This is a genomic window from Gordonia sp. 852002-10350_SCH5691597, assembly GCF_001665715.1.
GTDB classification, from domain to species: domain Bacteria; phylum Actinomycetota; class Actinomycetes; order Mycobacteriales; family Mycobacteriaceae; genus Gordonia; species Gordonia sputi.
The window spans coordinates 33,211-48,612 of sequence record NZ_LZMO01000113.1 but is presented as its reverse complement, the minus strand read 5'-3'; the positions used below and the strand labels follow the sequence as shown (position 1 = coordinate 48,612).

At 65.2% G+C, this 15,402-nt stretch carries 15 protein-coding genes; 13 read left to right on the top strand and 2 right to left on the bottom strand.

All coding sequences use genetic code 11. The annotated features are described in order from the left end of the window. The 10 genes from A5777_RS08550 to A5777_RS08505 form a co-directional block, all read left to right on the top strand. A partial coding sequence (locus A5777_RS08550) for a styrene monooxygenase/indole monooxygenase family protein (protein WP_331710582.1) occupies positions 1-580 on the top strand: 580 nt, incomplete at its 5' end. Continuing rightward, positions 577-2,319 carry a flavin reductase gene (locus tag A5777_RS08545; RefSeq protein WP_064862322.1) on the top strand — a complete coding sequence of 581 codons (1,743 nt, stop codon included), beginning with the start codon at positions 577-579 and terminating at the stop codon, positions 2,317-2,319. The genes A5777_RS08550 and A5777_RS08545, both read left to right, overlap by 4 nt. Before the next feature lie 122 nt (positions 2,320-2,441). Next, entirely contained in the window at positions 2,442-3,770 is a 1,329-nt protein-coding gene (locus A5777_RS08540) for a phenylacetate--CoA ligase family protein (RefSeq protein WP_064862321.1), read from the top strand. A 27-nt stretch (positions 3,771-3,797) separates the two neighbouring features. Continuing rightward, a complete protein-coding gene (locus tag A5777_RS08535; RefSeq protein ID WP_156529321.1) occupies positions 3,798-4,037 on the top strand; it encodes a DUF6052 family protein in 240 nt (79 codons plus the stop codon). 11 nt (positions 4,038-4,048) lie between these two features. Next, on the top strand, positions 4,049-6,337 hold the full coding sequence (locus A5777_RS08530; protein WP_156529320.1) for a bifunctional salicylyl-CoA 5-hydroxylase/oxidoreductase: 2,289 nt from the start codon (positions 4,049-4,051) through the stop codon (positions 6,335-6,337). Beyond that, positions 6,334-6,777, top strand: coding sequence for a PaaI family thioesterase (locus tag A5777_RS08525; RefSeq protein WP_064862318.1), 444 nt, complete (start codon positions 6,334-6,336; stop codon positions 6,775-6,777). The genes A5777_RS08530 and A5777_RS08525 overlap by 4 nt, the downstream gene beginning before the upstream one ends. Continuing rightward, positions 6,755-7,579 (top strand): cyclase family protein, encoded by an 825-nt coding sequence (locus tag A5777_RS08520; RefSeq protein WP_082933594.1) that lies wholly within the window; start codon positions 6,755-6,757, stop codon positions 7,577-7,579. The genes A5777_RS08525 and A5777_RS08520 overlap by 23 nt, the downstream gene beginning before the upstream one ends. After that, positions 7,576-9,183, top strand: a complete 1,608-nt coding sequence (locus tag A5777_RS08515; protein WP_064862317.1) for a phytoene desaturase family protein — start codon at positions 7,576-7,578, stop codon at positions 9,181-9,183. The genes A5777_RS08520 and A5777_RS08515 overlap by 4 nt, the downstream gene beginning before the upstream one ends. A gap of 14 nt (positions 9,184-9,197) precedes the next feature. Beyond that, on the top strand, positions 9,198-10,925 hold the full coding sequence (locus A5777_RS08510; RefSeq protein WP_082933596.1) for a thiamine pyrophosphate-binding protein: 1,728 nt from the start codon (positions 9,198-9,200) through the stop codon (positions 10,923-10,925). Between the two features lie 75 nt (positions 10,926-11,000). Further along, positions 11,001-11,840 (top strand): PaaX family transcriptional regulator, encoded by an 840-nt coding sequence (locus A5777_RS08505; RefSeq protein WP_064862316.1) that lies wholly within the window; start codon positions 11,001-11,003, stop codon positions 11,838-11,840. A gap of 72 nt (positions 11,841-11,912) precedes the next feature. On the opposite strand, the gene A5777_RS08500 is transcribed toward A5777_RS08505, so the two are convergent. Continuing rightward, on the bottom strand, positions 11,913-12,305 hold the full coding sequence (locus tag A5777_RS08500) for a RidA family protein (protein WP_064862315.1): 393 nt from the start codon (positions 12,303-12,305) through the stop codon (positions 11,913-11,915). A gap of 94 nt (positions 12,306-12,399) precedes the next feature. On the opposite strand from A5777_RS08500, the gene A5777_RS08495 reads away from it, so the two are divergent. From A5777_RS08495 to A5777_RS08485, 3 genes are read left to right on the top strand one after another with little or no spacing between them, the layout of a single operon-like run. Next, complete coding sequence (locus A5777_RS08495) at positions 12,400-13,323, top strand: fumarylacetoacetate hydrolase family protein (protein ID WP_082933593.1); 924 nt, start codon at positions 12,400-12,402, stop codon at positions 13,321-13,323. Positions 13,324-13,327: 4 nt separating this feature from the next. Further along, positions 13,328-13,789: a cupin domain-containing protein gene (locus A5777_RS08490; RefSeq protein WP_064862314.1), complete on the top strand. Its 462-nt coding sequence runs from the start codon at positions 13,328-13,330 to the stop codon at positions 13,787-13,789. Further along, on the top strand, positions 13,786-14,652 hold the full coding sequence (locus tag A5777_RS08485; protein ID WP_064862313.1) for an acyl-CoA thioesterase: 867 nt from the start codon (positions 13,786-13,788) through the stop codon (positions 14,650-14,652). Before A5777_RS08490 ends, A5777_RS08485 begins: the two co-directional genes overlap by 4 nt. On the opposite strand, the gene A5777_RS08480 is transcribed toward A5777_RS08485, so the two are convergent. Further along, positions 14,641-15,369: a rhomboid-like protein gene (locus A5777_RS08480; RefSeq protein ID WP_231894993.1), complete on the bottom strand. Its 729-nt coding sequence runs from the start codon at positions 15,367-15,369 to the stop codon at positions 14,641-14,643. The genes A5777_RS08485 and A5777_RS08480 overlap by 12 nt on opposite strands. Between the last annotated feature and the right edge of the window lie 33 nt (positions 15,370-15,402).

Genomic DNA, 15,402 nt, shown 5'->3' with positions numbered 1-15,402 from the left:
GGGCATTCCCGGAGGACCGATGGACTGCTGGAGCGACCTCTCCGGCCCCGCGGAGCATCTCGAGAGAGCAAAGTGGGTCGTCGACACCTTCGTCCCGTGGGAGTCCGAGCGCACCGCGAACATCGAACTGACCGACCCCAACGGCGTTCTCGCCGGCCGCTTCCCGCCCACGGTGCGCCATCCTGTCGCCACCCTGCCCTCGGGTGCACCGGTACTGGGAATGGCCGACGTCGTCGTGCTCAACGATCCCCTCACCGGTCAGGGCAGCAACAACGCGAGCAAGTGTTCGTCGTCGTATCTGGCCAGCATCCTCGAACACGGTGACGCACCCTTCGACACCTCCTTCATGCAGTCGACATTCGAAAAGTATTGGGACTACGCCAAATATCCTACCGCGTGGACCAATGCGCTGCTCTCGCCACCGCCCGAGCACGTGCTGGCGCTGCTGGGCGGTGCCGTCGACGAGCCCCGCATCGCCCGCCGCTTCGCCAACGGCTTCGACGATCCGCGCGACTTCTTCCACTGGTTCATGGACCCCTCGCTCGCGGCGACGGAGTACCTGCAACCGGTTGCGTCATGAGTCGCCGTGTGGCCGTCGTCGGCGCGGGTCAATCGGGCGCGCTACTCGCACTCGCCCTGCGGCGCGACGGATACGATGTCACGCTTGCCACCGACCGCACCGCCGACCAGGTCCGGCACGGTCCGGTGTTGTCGAGCCAGTGCATGTTCGCCTCAGCGCTCGCCGTCGAGAGCGATCTCGGGCTGACCCACTGGCGGGGCGAGGTGCCGGTGATCGACACGATGTCGATCACCGTGTGCCCGCCGGGGAACACCCACCTGGCAGATCAGAACACGCTGAGACTTCTCGGCGCACTCGACGACCCTGCCGCCTCGGTCGACCAACGCCTCAAATGCGCGCTGTGGATGGACGAGTTCGTCGAGCTCGGCGGACGACTCGAGGTCTGCGAGGTCGACGCCGCGCGGCTCACTGATCTGCAGTCAACACACGACCTGACAGTGGTCGCCACCGGAAAGGGTCAACTGGCCGAACTGTTCGCCGTCGATCACGGACGCACAGTCTTCGACACTCCACAGCGAGTGTCGACGATGGCCTACGTCACCGGGATGTCACCGAGTCCCGACGGGGCGGAGCTGACCATGACCGTCGTGCCGGGCGTCGGAGAGTGTCTGACGATGCCCGCACTCACCGACAGCGGTCAGTGCCACATCGTCCTGATCGAGGCCGTCGTCGGCGGACCACTCGATCCGGCGCACGGATCAGGTGACAGCACAGACCATCTCGCCTACGTCCACTCGGCACTGACCGGCCACTTCCCCGAGATCGCAGCCCGTGCGGAGAAGGTCGAGATCACCGATCCGCACGGTTCGTTGCGCGGCGCACTGACGCCGACGGTTCGTCGACCCGTCGCCTCACTCAGCTGCGGCGGGCGTGTCCTCGGCATGGCCGATGTCGTGGTCCTCAACGATCCGATCACCGGGCAGGGCAGTAACAACGCGGTGCAATCGGCCCACATCTACCATCAGGCGATCGTCGCACGCGGCGAGCGCGCGTTCGACGAGGCGTGGATGCACCGGACATTCGAAAAGTATTGGCGCGGTTGGGGACAATGGTCGGTCGCCTGGACCAACAGCATGCTGTCCGGCATGCCGGCCCACGTCGAGAAGGTGTTTGCCGAGGCAACCGCGCTGCCCGCCGTGGCCACCGCGATCGTGCGTGCGTTCGACGATCCGCGCACCGCTGCGGACTGGTGGTTTCACCCAGACGATGCCACACGTCTTCTCGATTCGGCCCGCCGAGACGCCCAGTCGGTGGTCGACCGTCGCGAACTGCGGCGTGCGCTGGGACATTACGCCACCGGGGTCACGGTGATCACGGCAACGACACCTGAGGGCCGCAAGGTGGGGATCACAGCCAACTCGTTCACATCCGTGTCGCTCGATCCACCACTGGTCTCGTTCTGTCCCGCGCGCACGGCGCCGAGCCTGCCGGACTTCCATGCGGCAGGACGATTCGCGGTGAACATCCTCGCCGCCGACCAACATGACCTGTCTCGCCAGTTCGCCACCCCCTCACCCGACAAGTTCGCTGGCGTCGAACACAGTCTCAGCGAGCACGGCACTCCATTGCTCGACCGCGTCGTCGCCCGATTCGAATGCCGCACCGTGCAACATGTCGATGCCGGCGACCACGTGATCGTCCTCGGCGAGGTAGAGGATTTCAGCGCGTGCGGTGGCGAACCGCTGGTATTTCATTCCGGCGGTTATCGACTCGTCACCACCCATCCCGACTACTCGTGAGGGCGACACCTCGTCGCCGAACGAGGGACGTTACGACGCCGTAAAACGTTCTCTATCGCTATTGCGACGATGGTCAAATAACCGCAATATAGACGCATGCCCGACACCCCCGGAGAACGACCATGACAACAGCCACCCCGTTCTGGAATCCCAAAACCGAACTGCTCCAACGTGATCAGCTCAACGCCCTGAAACTGACAAAGCTACGACGACTCACCGAATGGGCCCAGGCTCGCAGCCCCTATTATCGTCGCTCGTTCGCCGCAGCGGGGTTCAGCCCGGAGCAACTGCAGACGCTGGCCGACATCGAACGCATCCCCTTCCTCACCCGCGAGGACTGGATGCGCAGCCAGGAGAAGTTCCCGCCGTACGGCGAGCTTCCCGTCACCGACCACGTCGGAGCGATCCGCATGCACACCACGAGCGGCACGAGCGGAAAGACCCCACTGCGGGCACTCGACAGCCGCAAGGACTGGGCGTGGTCGGCCGAAATGTGGTGCTACGCACTATGGGGAGCAGGTGTCCGCCCGTCCGACATCGGCTATGTGGCGTTCGGCTACGGCTCGTTCATCGGCTTCTGGGGTCTGCACAACGGGCTGGAGAAGATCGGTGCGCTCACCATTCCCGGCGGGGCGCAGAACACCACCCAGCGGGTCCGGCAGATCATCGACTTCGGCGCAACGGTCGTCGCCTCGACACCGACCTACGCGCTTCGGCTCGCCCAGGAGGCGAACGAACTCGGGATCGATCTACCCAACAGCTCCGTCCACACGGTGATCCTCTCCGGAGAGCCGGCAGGATCGATCCCCGAGACCAAGTCGCTTATCGAAAAACAATGGGGCGCGAAGTGTTTCGACACCGCGGGGATGACGGAGATCTCCACCATCTTCATGTTCGAACCGGCGGAGCAACCCGGTGGGTGCCACATCATCGAAGACCACTTCATCGAGGAGGTCATCGATCCCGAGACGGGAGCACCGCTACCCTACGGCGAACGCGGAGAACGTGTCTGCACGTCGTTCGGACGCTCGGCGATCCCGCTGATCCGGTATCGCACCGCCGACATGGTAGTCAAGGTGCCACACACCGCGACCTCGAGTGGTCGTACGTGGGATCTGTACCAGGGCGGCATCCTCGGTCGGGTCGACGACATGAAACTCGTTCGGGGCACCAACGTCTACGCCCGTGCAGTGGAATCGATTGTGCGCTCGTTCGACGAGATCGACGAGTTCCAGATCCGCATCGAGCGACAGGGTATCCGTGACGAGATCACTCTCGCAGCAGAACCCCACGGTCACGTCACCGACGACGTATGGTGCAGCGTTGCAGGCGAACTCGCGCGAGAGCTGGCCGACGCCCACGAAGGCCTGCGGTTCCGCATTCGTCGCGCCGACCCCGGCAGCCTGCCGCGTTTCGAGCTGAAGGCCAAGCGCCTCGTCGACACCCGCTGACCGACCCACATGAGAGGCATCATCACCATGTCCGCGACCACCGACCTAACCGTCACCAATCCCTCATCGATCACCGATCTGCTCGGTAGCACGTTGACTCCCGCCGAGGCGGCACTGCTCGACACCTATCGAGCACTCAAAGCCATTGCCGCACAGGATCTGCCACCAAGCACCGCAGCCAACGTGCGAGTAGCCCTGTCGGCACTGGGCATCGCACTGACCGATGCCGTGATCGACTTCGAGCACCTCACCGACCTCGGCTGCTGAAAGGATTCCGCGTGAAATACTCGATCATCGGCGGTGGTCCCGGTGGCCTCATGTCCGCCATACTGCTCAAGCGCGACAACCCCGCCCACGAGATCACCGTCTACGAGCGCAACGCCGAGGACGACACCTTCGGCTTCGGCGTCGTCTTCTCCGACGACACACTGGGCAACCTCCGCGACGCGGATCCCGTTCTATTGGAACGGATGAGTGAGCACTATCGGCATTGGTCGCCCATCGACGTCGACTACCTCGGTCATCTCGACCGATCCGACGGGCACTCGTTCGCCGCCATGGCACGCAAGAACCTACTGCTGCTTCTGACAGCACGTGCGCGTGAGCTCGACGTCGACCTCCGGCACCGCACCGCCGCGCCGCCGTTGGCGGACCTGCAGGCTGATTCTGACGTCGTGATCGCCTCCGACGGCGTGCGTTCGGCCACTCGGGCCGCTCTGGTCGACGTGCTCGGGTCGAGCCTCGACGTTCGCCCGTCGAAGTACGTGTGGTTCGCGACCACACGCCCGGTTGACTGCTTCCGCTTCGTCTTCCGCGAGACAGAGCACGGATTATTCTGGGCCCACATCTATCCGTTCGATGAGCACACCTCGACCTTCATCGTCGAGTGTTCACCGCAGACGTGGCACAACGCGGGTCTCGACGCCTACGCCGCACAGCCCCGCAAGCCCGGGCAGAACGACGAGGCGTCGCTCAAATTCTGCACAGAGGTCTTCGCCGACTATCTCGACGGACATCCGTTGTTGGGCAACAACTCCGGATGGCTGAACTTCACCGTTGTGCGCAACAATCGGTGGCACAGCGCCAATACTGTGCTGATCGGCGATGCCGCCCACACCGCGCACTTCTCGATCGGCTCGGGCACGAAGATGGCTCTCGAGGATGCCATTGCACTGACCACCGCACTCCGCGGTGTCGACGATCCCACGCAGGTGACCGCGGCATTCGAGCAGTACGAATCCGAGCGCAAGCCCGTCGCGGCGTCGTTGCAGAGGTCGGCGCAGACGTCGATGGAGTGGTTCGAGGGCATCGAGCGTTATCGCGACATCCCGGCCGAACAGTTCGTATTCCAACTCCTCACACGCAGCCAGCGGATCACCTACGACAACCTCAAGATGCGCGACGCCGAATTCGTCGGTCGGCTCGACGAGTGGTTCGCTCACTCGGACAACCACGCGGGTGGCGACGTCGACGCGGCGACACCGCCGATGTTCTATCCGTTCACGGTGCGCGGGATGAGCCTGGCCAACCGCATCGTCGTGTCACCGATGGCGCAGTACAGCGCGGTCGACGGCGTTCCCGGCGAGTGGCACCTCGTCCACCTCGGTTCCCGCGCGGTCGGCGGTGCCGGATTGGTGATCACCGAGATGACATCCCCGACACCCGAGGGCCGTATCACGCCCGGCTGCCCGGGACTGTGGAACGACGAGCAGATGCTGTCCTGGCGGCGCATCACCGACTTCGTCCACGCGAACTCGGCGTCGAAGATCGGCCTCCAGCTAGGCCATTCGGGACCGAAGGGTGCGACGAAGGTCATCTGGGAGGGGATCGACGACCCGTTGGAGGAGGGCGCCTGGGAGATCCTCGCCCCGTCGCCGCTTCCCTACCGCCCCGACAGTCAGGTGCCGACGGAGATGTCCGTCGACGACATCGGTGCGACGGTCGGGCACTACCGACACTCCGCGGAACTTGCCGTCGATGCTGGATTCGACCTTCTCGAACTGCATTTCGCACACGGATATCTGCTGTCGGCCTTTCTTTCGCCGCTCACCAACCAGCGCACCGACGAGTTCGGCGGGAGTATCGAGAATCGGGCACGCTTCGGCGCCATGATCCTCGACGCCGTCCGCGAGGTGTGGGGGGATCGTCCGGTCAGTGTGCGCATCAGTGCAACCGATTGGGTCGACGGCGGTATCACCGACGCCGACGTGCTCACGATGTCGAAGATCTTCGTCGACCACGGCGCCGATTTGATCGACGTCTCCACCGGCCAGACGTCGATCAAGGCCCAACCCGCCTACGGTCGGCTCTATCAGACGCCGTTCAGCGACCGCATCCGCAACGAGGTAGGTGTTCCCACGATCACCGTCGGCGCGGTGTCGTCGGTTGACGACGTGAACACCATCGTGCTCAGCGGTCGCGCCGACCTGTGTGCCATCGCGCGACCGCATCTCGTCGACCCGTACTGGACACTCAACGCAGCACTCGACCTCGGCCATCGACCGGTCCCACTGCCCCGCCAGTACGGCTCTGGACGGTCGGCGCGGCGTCGGGCACAGGTCCCGTGACGAGCACCGACATCGTCGCCGACACCCTCGGCTACCCCTCGGGTGCGCTCGCGGCGACGATGGGCATCACGGTCACCGAACTGCGAGCCGACCACAGCAGTGCGCACATGCGGGTGGCAGGTAACACACAGGTCACCGGTCGAGTACACGGCGGCGCGTATGCCGTGCTCGCCGAGACGCTCGCGTCCCTCTCTGCGAATGTGCATGCGGGCGAGGGGCGCGTCGCGCTCGGCATCGAACTGTCGGCGAGTCACGTCGGCGGAGCTGCGTCGGGCGATGTGCACGCCGAGTGCACCGCGGTGTCGCTGGGCGCCAGGATCACCGTTCATCAGGTGACTCTGACCGACGACGACGGCAGACTGTTGTCGACGGTGCGCGTCACAAACTATCTCTCCTCGTCATCGAAAGGCCGCCACCATGAACCCGACCAGCATCTCTGATTCGTCGACCACCACTGCCATCGGCGCGTTACTCGGCTCCCTGGCGTCAGGGGCCCTCGAGGTGGTCGACCTCACCACGAGGCTCAGCAGTTCGACACCCGCGCTGCGCCTACCCGAACCGTTTGCAAACCTGATCGACTTCAGCCTCGAGGAGGTCAGCGCCTACGACGAGCCGGGTCCGTTCTGGCGGCACAACAACATTCACACGGGCGAGCACATCGGTACGCACGTCGACGCCCCGATCCACTGGGTGACCGGACGTGACGGCGACGACGTCTCGCAGATCCCGGTGTCCCGATTGATCGGCGCTGCCGCAGTTCTCGACCTGCGCGACAAAGTCGCCGCCAACCCCGACTACCTGCTGACCGTCGCAGACATCGAGGACTGGGAGAACACACACGGCCCCCTGACCGCGGGCACCTGGTTGCTACTGCGTACGGGCTGGGAGACCCGAGGAGGTTCAGAGGCAGAATTCCTCAATGCCGACGAGACCGGTTCCCACACACCGGGAGTCGACGTCGAGTGTGCGCGGTGGCTGGCCACTGAGCGCCCGATCGCAGGCCTCGGCGTCGAGACCGTCGGTGTCGACGCGGGCCTCGCAGGCGGATTCGATCCCGCCTTCCCGGTCCACAACTTCTTCCTCGGCAACGACAAGTACGGACTCACCTCGCTGCGCAATCTCGGCGCGTTGCCCGCCACCGGAGCCATGATCGTGGTGTCACCACTGCCCATCGTCGGCGGAACAGGCAGCCCTGCAAGAGTTCTCGCGGTCGTCGACACGACACCTGGAGCAGGACGGTGAGCAGCCGAAGTGATGTGGTGGTTATCGGCTCGGGTATCAACGGGTTGGTCGCCGCAGCAGAACTCGCACTCTCCGGTAGATCCGTCACGATCGTCGAACGCAACCAGACGCTGGGCGGGTTCATCGATTCCGGGGAACGGACCGTCAAGGGCTTCACCCACGACACCTTCTCGTCGTGGCATCCGCTGTTCGTCTCCGGCGCGGCCTACGAAGTGCTCGGCGACGAGCTCGCCAAGCGCGGACTCCGCTACTGCAACAGCGAGCACGTCGTGACGGCCGGTGTCGGCTCGAACGGTGCTGTGTCACTTGCCTATCGCGACGCCTCCCAGACGGCTGCGGGCTTCGCGGAGGCGCAGGACAAGGACGCATACCTGACGATGCTCGGCGATCTCGACGGTCACGCGCCCGCGGTCTTCGGTGCCCTGGGGAGCGAACTCGATCCGCGCGGCGTCGGCGCGCTCGCCCTCACCACGCTTCGGTCACAACGCCTCTCAGGCGTCGAGAGCCTCGTCCGAGAGGCGCTGACGTCGGGACGCAGCTACCTGCACAGCAGGTTCCGTGGGCACGAAACCGACCAGCTGTGGTCGCCCTGGCTACTGCACGCGGGTCTGACACCCGATTCGGCGACCGGCGGAGTGATGCTGCCGGTGATGGCCGCGACGATGCACCAGTTCGGCCTGCCAGTGGTCGAGGGCGGCGCGCGTCATTTCATCGACGCGTTCCAGCGACTCTTCGACGACACCGGCGTCGCGGTGGTGACAGGATCCGCTGTCACCGAGATCGTGCTCGACGACGGTCGCGCGGTCGGCGTCCGCACCGCTCACGAGGAGTGTCTCGCCGACATCGCAGTGATCGCCGGTGTCACCCCGCAGGCGCTCTACACCGAATTGCTCCCCGCTTGCGCCGTGTCGGCAGCCACGACAGAGTCCGCGAGGCACTATCGATACGGCCGCGGTGCCATGCAGATCCATCTCGCGCTCGACCGGCCCGTCTCGTGGTCGGATGATCGCCTCGACGCGGTGCCGCTCATCCACGTCTCCGACGGAGCGGCGTCGATCGCCGTCGCGTGTGCCGAGGCCAGCGCAGGACTCCTGCCCCGACGCCCGACGGTCGTCGTCGGACAGCAGAGCCTCCTCGACCCGTCCCGTGCCCCGGAGGGCAAGGCGACTCTGTGGATTCAACTGCAGGAGGTGCCCTACGCACCTGTGGGCGACTCCGCCGGCGAGATCGACATCACCAACGGTTGGGCAGGCCCGGCGCGCGCGGCGTACGCCGACCGGGTCATCGACCAGATTGCACAGTCCGCACCGGGACTCGTCGAGACGATTGTCGCTCGCGACATCATCGCCCCCAGCGATCTCGAGGCCCACAACTGCAATGCGGTGGACGGCGACCCGTACGCGGGCAGCGCCGAGATCGACCAGAACCTCCGGTGGCGGCCGGCGACATCGAACGGACGCCACCGCACATGCATCGACGGACTCTGGCACATCGGCGCATCGACACACCCCGGCCCAGGACTCGGCGGCGGATCGGGCCACCTCAGCGCGCAGCAGATCATCTCCCGCGGCACACGCCGTAGTCTGACGAGGTTCTTCTCATGACCATCGACACCCCCATGCCGCATGCCAGCTCGGCTCCCGGCACAACCAGTTCTGCTGCAGTGCAGGCACTCTCACCACGGCGTTACGGCCCCACCGTCGCCGACGTCGTCGGGCACACACTGGCAGATCTCGGCGTCGGCCACTGCTTCGGCGTTGTCGGCAGCGGCAACTTCGTCATGACCAACGCGCTCCGCGCAGGCGGTGTCGGCTTCACCGCCGCCAGGCACGAGGGTGGCGCCGCGACGATGGCCGACGCCTACGCACGTATGTCGGGTCTGGTCGGTGTGGTGTCGGTACATCAGGGCTGCGGACTGACCAACGCGATCACCGGGATCGGCGAGTCGGCGAAGAGCCGGACCCCGATGCTGGTCCTCGCCGCGGACTCTCCCGCCGCTGCGCTGCGCTCCAACTTCCGCATCGACCAGGAAGCGCTCGTCCGTAGCGTCGGCGCCCTCAGCTTCCGCGTGCACTCTGCGGAGACTGCAGTCGCCGATGTGACCCGCGCCGTGCGCGCAGCAGTCACCGGTCGACGAACGGTGGTGCTCAATGTGGCCATCGACGTCGCGGCGGCGCCTGCCGAGGTGTCCGGTCCGATCTCCGCCGACATCGAGAAGGCACGTACCCGTCCCACGTCGGAGTCCGTCACCGATCTCGTCGAACTCCTGCGCCGCGCCGATCGTCCGGTGTTCGTGGCCGGCCGAGGCGCGCGTGACGCGGGACCGGTTCTCGCCGAACTGGCCTCTGCTGCAGGTGCTCTCGTCGCCACCTCGGCGGTGGCCAATGGGCTGTTCGTCGGCGACGACTTCGATCTCGGTATCTCCGGCGGCTTTTCGTCGCCGACGACCGCCGAACTCATCGCAGAGGCCGATCTCATCGTCGGGTGGGGATGCGCGCTCAATATGTGGACGATGCGCCACGGGCGTCTGATCGGCGACGGGGCCACAGTGGTGCAGGTCGACGACGATGCCGACGCACTGGGGGCGCACCGGCACATCGACCTCGGCATCCTCGGCGACTGTGCCCTCACTGCGGCAGACGTTCTCGACGAGATCGGCCCCGCCCCCACAGGCGGGCGAACCGGGTACCGCACGCCCGAGATCGCCGAACGGATCCGTACCTCGGCGCGCTGGCGTGATGTACCCCTGGCCACCTCCACCGCACACGAGCGGATCGATCCGCGAGAACTCACCCTCGCACTCGACGGCATCCTTCCGAACCAGCGCATCGTCGCGATCGACTCGGGCAATTTCATGGGCTACCCGTCGACGCACCTTTCGGTTCCCGACGAATTCGGTTTCTGCTTCACCCAGGCATTCCAGTCGATCGGACTCGGCCTGTACACGGCGATCGGCTCGGCCCTGGCACAGCCGGACCGGATGCCGGTACTCGGAACCGGCGACGGCGGATTCCTCATGTCGATCTCGGAGTTGGAAACCGCAGTGCGCCTACACCTTCCGCTGCTCGTGATTGTGTACAACGACTCCGCCTACGGCGCAGAAGTCCACCACTTCGGCGACGCCGACATGACGACCGTGACGTTCCCCGACGTCGACATCGCCGCCATCGCCCGCGGATACGGCGCGACCGGCGTGACCGTTCGCTCGATCGCCGATCTCGAGCCCGTCCGTGCGTGGGTCGCAGCAGTGACATCAGGTACGGCGAGCACGCCGCTGGTGATCGACGCCAAGATCGCCGACGACGGTGGCGCGTGGTGGTTGGCAGAGGCCTTCGCCGGACACTGACCCGCCCCGCGCGATCCATTCGCGACGAGCAGGCGGATAAATCGCGAGGTGCGAACATGACGGTATGGTGTGAATATGACGACCGTCGCCACACAGCGGAGCGCCAACCTCACCGCTCCGGCGCCCCGCCATCTGATCGTGACGCTGTTCGCGATGTATGCACGGCCAGAAAGCAATTGGTTGTCAGTCGCATCCGTCGTGCGGCTGATGGACGAACTCGGCGTCGACGGCCCCTCGGTACGCTCGTCGATCTCGCGACTCAAGCGCAAGGACATCCTGTCCAGCGTCCGCCACGACGGCCAGGCCGGCTATTCGCTGTCGCAACCTGTCCTCGACACCATCAACGACGGTGACGACCGCATCTTCGGACGCCGTCGCGGCGCACTCGACGACGGCTGGGTGATCGCGGTCTTCTCCATTCCCGAATCCGAACGCGACAAGCGCCACGCACTCCGCACAGCACTCACTCGACTCGGGTTCGGCATCGCCGCTCCAGGCGTATGGATCGCCCCGGCCGTCATCCGTGACGAGGTTCAGAAAATGTTGCGCCGCAACGGGATGCAACAGTATGTCAGTCTCTTCGACCACTGCGAACTCGCCGAGGACGCCGCGGCGAAGGTCTCGACGTGGTGGAACCTCGATGAGCTGTCAGCCCAATACGACGAGTTCCTCGGCGCGTACTCGTCACTGACTGCCGAGATCTCAAAGCAGACCACTCCACGCAAGGCATTCGCAGAGTACGTACCCATGTTGACCACATGGCGACGTCTCCCGTACCTCGACCCGGGCCTGCCACTCGAGTTGCTTCCCGATCGCTGGCCCGGCGTCGACGCCGCATCGCTCTTCAGCGAACTCGATGCAGCGCTACAGCCTCTGGCCCAAGAGTACGTACAGACCATCGTGCACCCAGACTGAGTGAACGAGACTGGGCAAATCAGTCTGGGCAAATCAGTCTGGGCAAATCAGTCTGGGGCCGAACACATCAGCTCACGCCGCGGCAATCCCCGCGATCTCGATCATCGCCTCGCGCTGCCATAACGCGGTGACGCCGATCCCCGCCATCGCCGGATACTCCTCGACACCGGTCATCTCGCGCCAGATCCGTCCGATCTCTTTGCCGTGCGCCTGATAGCCAGGGATGTCGGTGAGGTAGATGGTCACCGACAACAGTCCGGCCGCGCTCCCACCAGCGGCCTCAAGCGCGGTCAGGAAGTTCGCGAAGGCCTGCCGGAACTGCTCGACTATTCCTCCCTCGACGATCGTGCCGTCTGTTGTGAGAGCAGTCTGACCCGCGAGAAAAATCAGATCGCCGTGACGAGTTGCGTGCGAAAAGCCGGAGGGCTTGAGCAATTCAGTGGGATTCACAAACGAGACGGACATGGACTTCTCCTCAACTGGTGCGGACCGGACGTGATTGCTATATCGTAGTTGTCACGGGCGTCAATTGCACGCTATATGCACTCCAGGAGATCCTGTGACCCGAACAACCACTCCCTTCGGTACCGGTTATGACAGTCCCGGTCATGATCAGGGCGAAAGCGCACCCCTCACCCTCGCAACCCTGCGCACGCCGTCGGGAACCCGTTGCGGGGTACGCACCGGTGCCTCGTACTCCCTGACCGAGGCCGACGACGTCGGGACGCTGCTGGCCCATCCCGACCGGACCGCACTCGTCGAGGACGCGGCGGCACATCCCGAACAGACCATTCCCGTGCGCGACGCAGACTACGCACCGCTGGTCACGGCGCCAACGAAGATCCTGTGCTGTGGCCATAACTATCGCGGCCACATCGCCGAAATGGGCAGGCCTACACCGCAATACCCCACTCTCTTCACCAAGTTCGCCGACACCTTGATCGGCGCGAATGACGACATCACGCTTGATGCATCCGTCGCTGAAGGACTCGATTGGGAAGCCGAACTCGCCGTTGTCGTCGGCGCCCCGATCAGAAACGCCGACCGCGCTACCGCCCACGCAGCCATCGCCGGATACTCCGTCGCCAACGACATCTCGGTGCGGCCCTGGCAACGACACACCGGACAGTGGTTGCCAGGCAAGGCATTCGACGCGACCACACCACTGGGGCCGGTCCTGGTGACATCGGAAGGGTTCAATCCTGCCGACGGACACGACATCCGATGCACCCTCAACTCCACCGTCGAGCAGAAGTCCGACGTCGCCGACCTCGTCTTCGACGCCGCCGACCTGCTCGGCTACATCTCCACTTTCACCACGCTACGTCCGGGCGACGTTGTCCTGACCGGAACACCCGCAGGCGTCGGCGCAGCATCGTCTCCTCCCCGCTACCTGAGTCACGGTGACATCGTTGTCACCGAGATCGACGGACTCGGACGGTGCGAGAACCGCATCGTCATCGCCTCCACAACCGAAAGGTAACCCCGTGTCACCGACCGAACCACTCACCGCGACAACCGAATTTCCCTGCGGTACCGTTCCCGTCGTCACCAAGCAGGGCTCCGAGTTTCAGGCGACCGCGCAGTCGGGCGGAGCCGTCCGCGTCTCGGGCGTGAGTCCGCAACATACTCCCGCCACCAAGATCTGGTATGGCAAGGTCTCCAATGAGCCGGGATACCGTTCGCTCCCACATCATCACGGTGAGGCCGAGACCGGCGGCTACGTGTTGACCGGCCACGGTCGAATCTACTTCGGCGACAACTATTCCGACTACGTCGACATGTACGCGGGCGACTTCGTCTTCGTGCCGCCCTACATGCCGCACGTCGAAGCGAACATGAGCACCACAGACGAACTCGTCTGGCTGACCGCACGCACCCCGGACAACATCGTGATCAATCTCGATGACGTCGACGACTCGACACTGGAAGGGTATTCACGCGCATGAGCACCTCGACATTCGGTTTGCTCGACGCCTTCGACCTGCAGCCCGGCGCAGTCACCGACGACGGCACAAGGACTTTCACGGCACGGCACCAGGTGATTCCGTCGGCACGCGCCTACGGCGGCGAGGTCGTGGCGCAAGCGGTGACCGCGGTGTCGACGACTGTCGGCGCGGACAAGGCCATCCACTCGTTCCACGGATACTTCCTCCGTCCTGGCGACGTCAACGAACCGACCACCTGGACAGTCGATCTCACACGTGACGGTCGCGGGTTCTCCGCACGCGCCGTCACCGGAGTCCAGAAGGGCAAAGAGATCTTCACCGGACTCGCGTCGTTTCACACCGGCGCGTCATCGCTGTCACATCAGGAGCCGGCGCCCGAACTGCCCGACCCGCTCTCGCTACCCACCTCCGCCGACCTACTCGCGGGCTCCGACGTCCGTGATGCACACTACTGGTCGTACGAGCGGCACTTCGATATCCGGCATCATCCCGGCGCGGTCTACACCAGCGTGGCTGGGCCGCGCGTCCATCGACAGGTGGTGTGGCTCAAGGCGTTTCAAGCACTACCCGACGATCCGGCGGTTCATCGTCAAGCTCTGGCCTACCTGTGCGACTACACCCTGCTCGAGCCGGCGCTGCGCCACCACGGCTTCGCCTGGGCCGACGAGGGAGTGCAGACCGCGAGCCTCGACCACGCGATGTGGTGGCACAACGACGGTCGGGCCGACGAGTGGATAGCGTTGGTCCAGGAGGTTCCGATCAGCGGCCACGGCCGAGCACTGACACAGGGACGCATCTACTCGGCCGACGGACTTCTACTGGCAAGCGTCGTCCAGGAGGGCCTGCTCGTACTACCGCGCTGAGATGCGACCCGTCGTCGACCGGTCGCGGGCCGAGGATCGGTGTGCCCGTATCGCCGCTGCGGGGTCCCACGCCTCGCCCCGACCGCGCGTGATCGGATACCACGCCAACCCGACCAGCGCGGCGCTCAGATGGCCGATGTTGGTGAAACTGAGATCGGTGATCACCGGAACGCCGTAGTAGATGAGCACTCCCGCGAGGTAGATCCACCGCCACGGGCGAGCGATCCGATAGGTGAGTACCCCGACCACCCCGGCGAAGAAGTAGCTGACACCGACGTCCTGCACATGGATCATGTCGGCGCTGCGGACGCCCTCGCGGATGGCGAGCCCGAGCACACCCTGACTGACAAAGGTCGCCATGATGTGCGCCGACGCACCGACGAGTAGCCAGCGCCACGACCCCAGCCACCGCTCGGCCGGCACATGGAAGACGCAGAAGGCCACCGCCCACGGCAGCCAGAACGCGCCGTCGATCCAGAACAGGCTCGTCCACAGGACGTGGATGGGATCGTGCGTCAGGTGTTCGAGGTTGGTCGACCGGGCGCCGAGTACTCGGTCGAGGTCGGCAGGGCTCATCAGGTGCTGTGCGATGCTCGTCGCCAACAGCACCGCGAGCCACAGAAACGTCAGGGGTGCGCTGCGCAGGCAGGACACCACGTGGGCGGCCACACGTCGTGTCAGCCCCCGCGTCCTCACATCACCGGTTGCCTGCGTCATCGTGGTCAAGTGTGACGCACCGACGGTTACCGC

Coding starts and splice junctions, on each gene's coding strand:
- A5777_RS08520 (WP_082933594.1), top strand. CDS start 6,755: ATGAACCCGACCAGCATCTCTGATTCGTCGACCACCACTGCCATCGGC.
- A5777_RS08485 (WP_064862313.1), top strand. CDS start 13,786: ATGAGCACCTCGACATTCGGTTTGCTCGACGCCTTCGACCTGCAGCCC.
- A5777_RS08505 (WP_064862316.1), top strand. CDS start 11,001: ATGACGACCGTCGCCACACAGCGGAGCGCCAACCTCACCGCTCCGGCG.
- A5777_RS08540 (WP_064862321.1), top strand. CDS start 2,442: ATGACAACAGCCACCCCGTTCTGGAATCCCAAAACCGAACTGCTCCAA.
- A5777_RS08510 (WP_082933596.1), top strand. CDS start 9,198: ATGCCGCATGCCAGCTCGGCTCCCGGCACAACCAGTTCTGCTGCAGTG.
- A5777_RS08480 (WP_231894993.1), bottom strand. CDS start 15,369: ATGACGCAGGCAACCGGTGATGTGAGGACGCGGGGGCTGACACGACGT.
- A5777_RS08500 (WP_064862315.1), bottom strand. CDS start 12,305: ATGTCCGTCTCGTTTGTGAATCCCACTGAATTGCTCAAGCCCTCCGGC.
- A5777_RS08535 (WP_156529321.1), top strand. CDS start 3,798: ATGTCCGCGACCACCGACCTAACCGTCACCAATCCCTCATCGATCACC.
- A5777_RS08545 (WP_064862322.1), top strand. CDS start 577: ATGAGTCGCCGTGTGGCCGTCGTCGGCGCGGGTCAATCGGGCGCGCTA.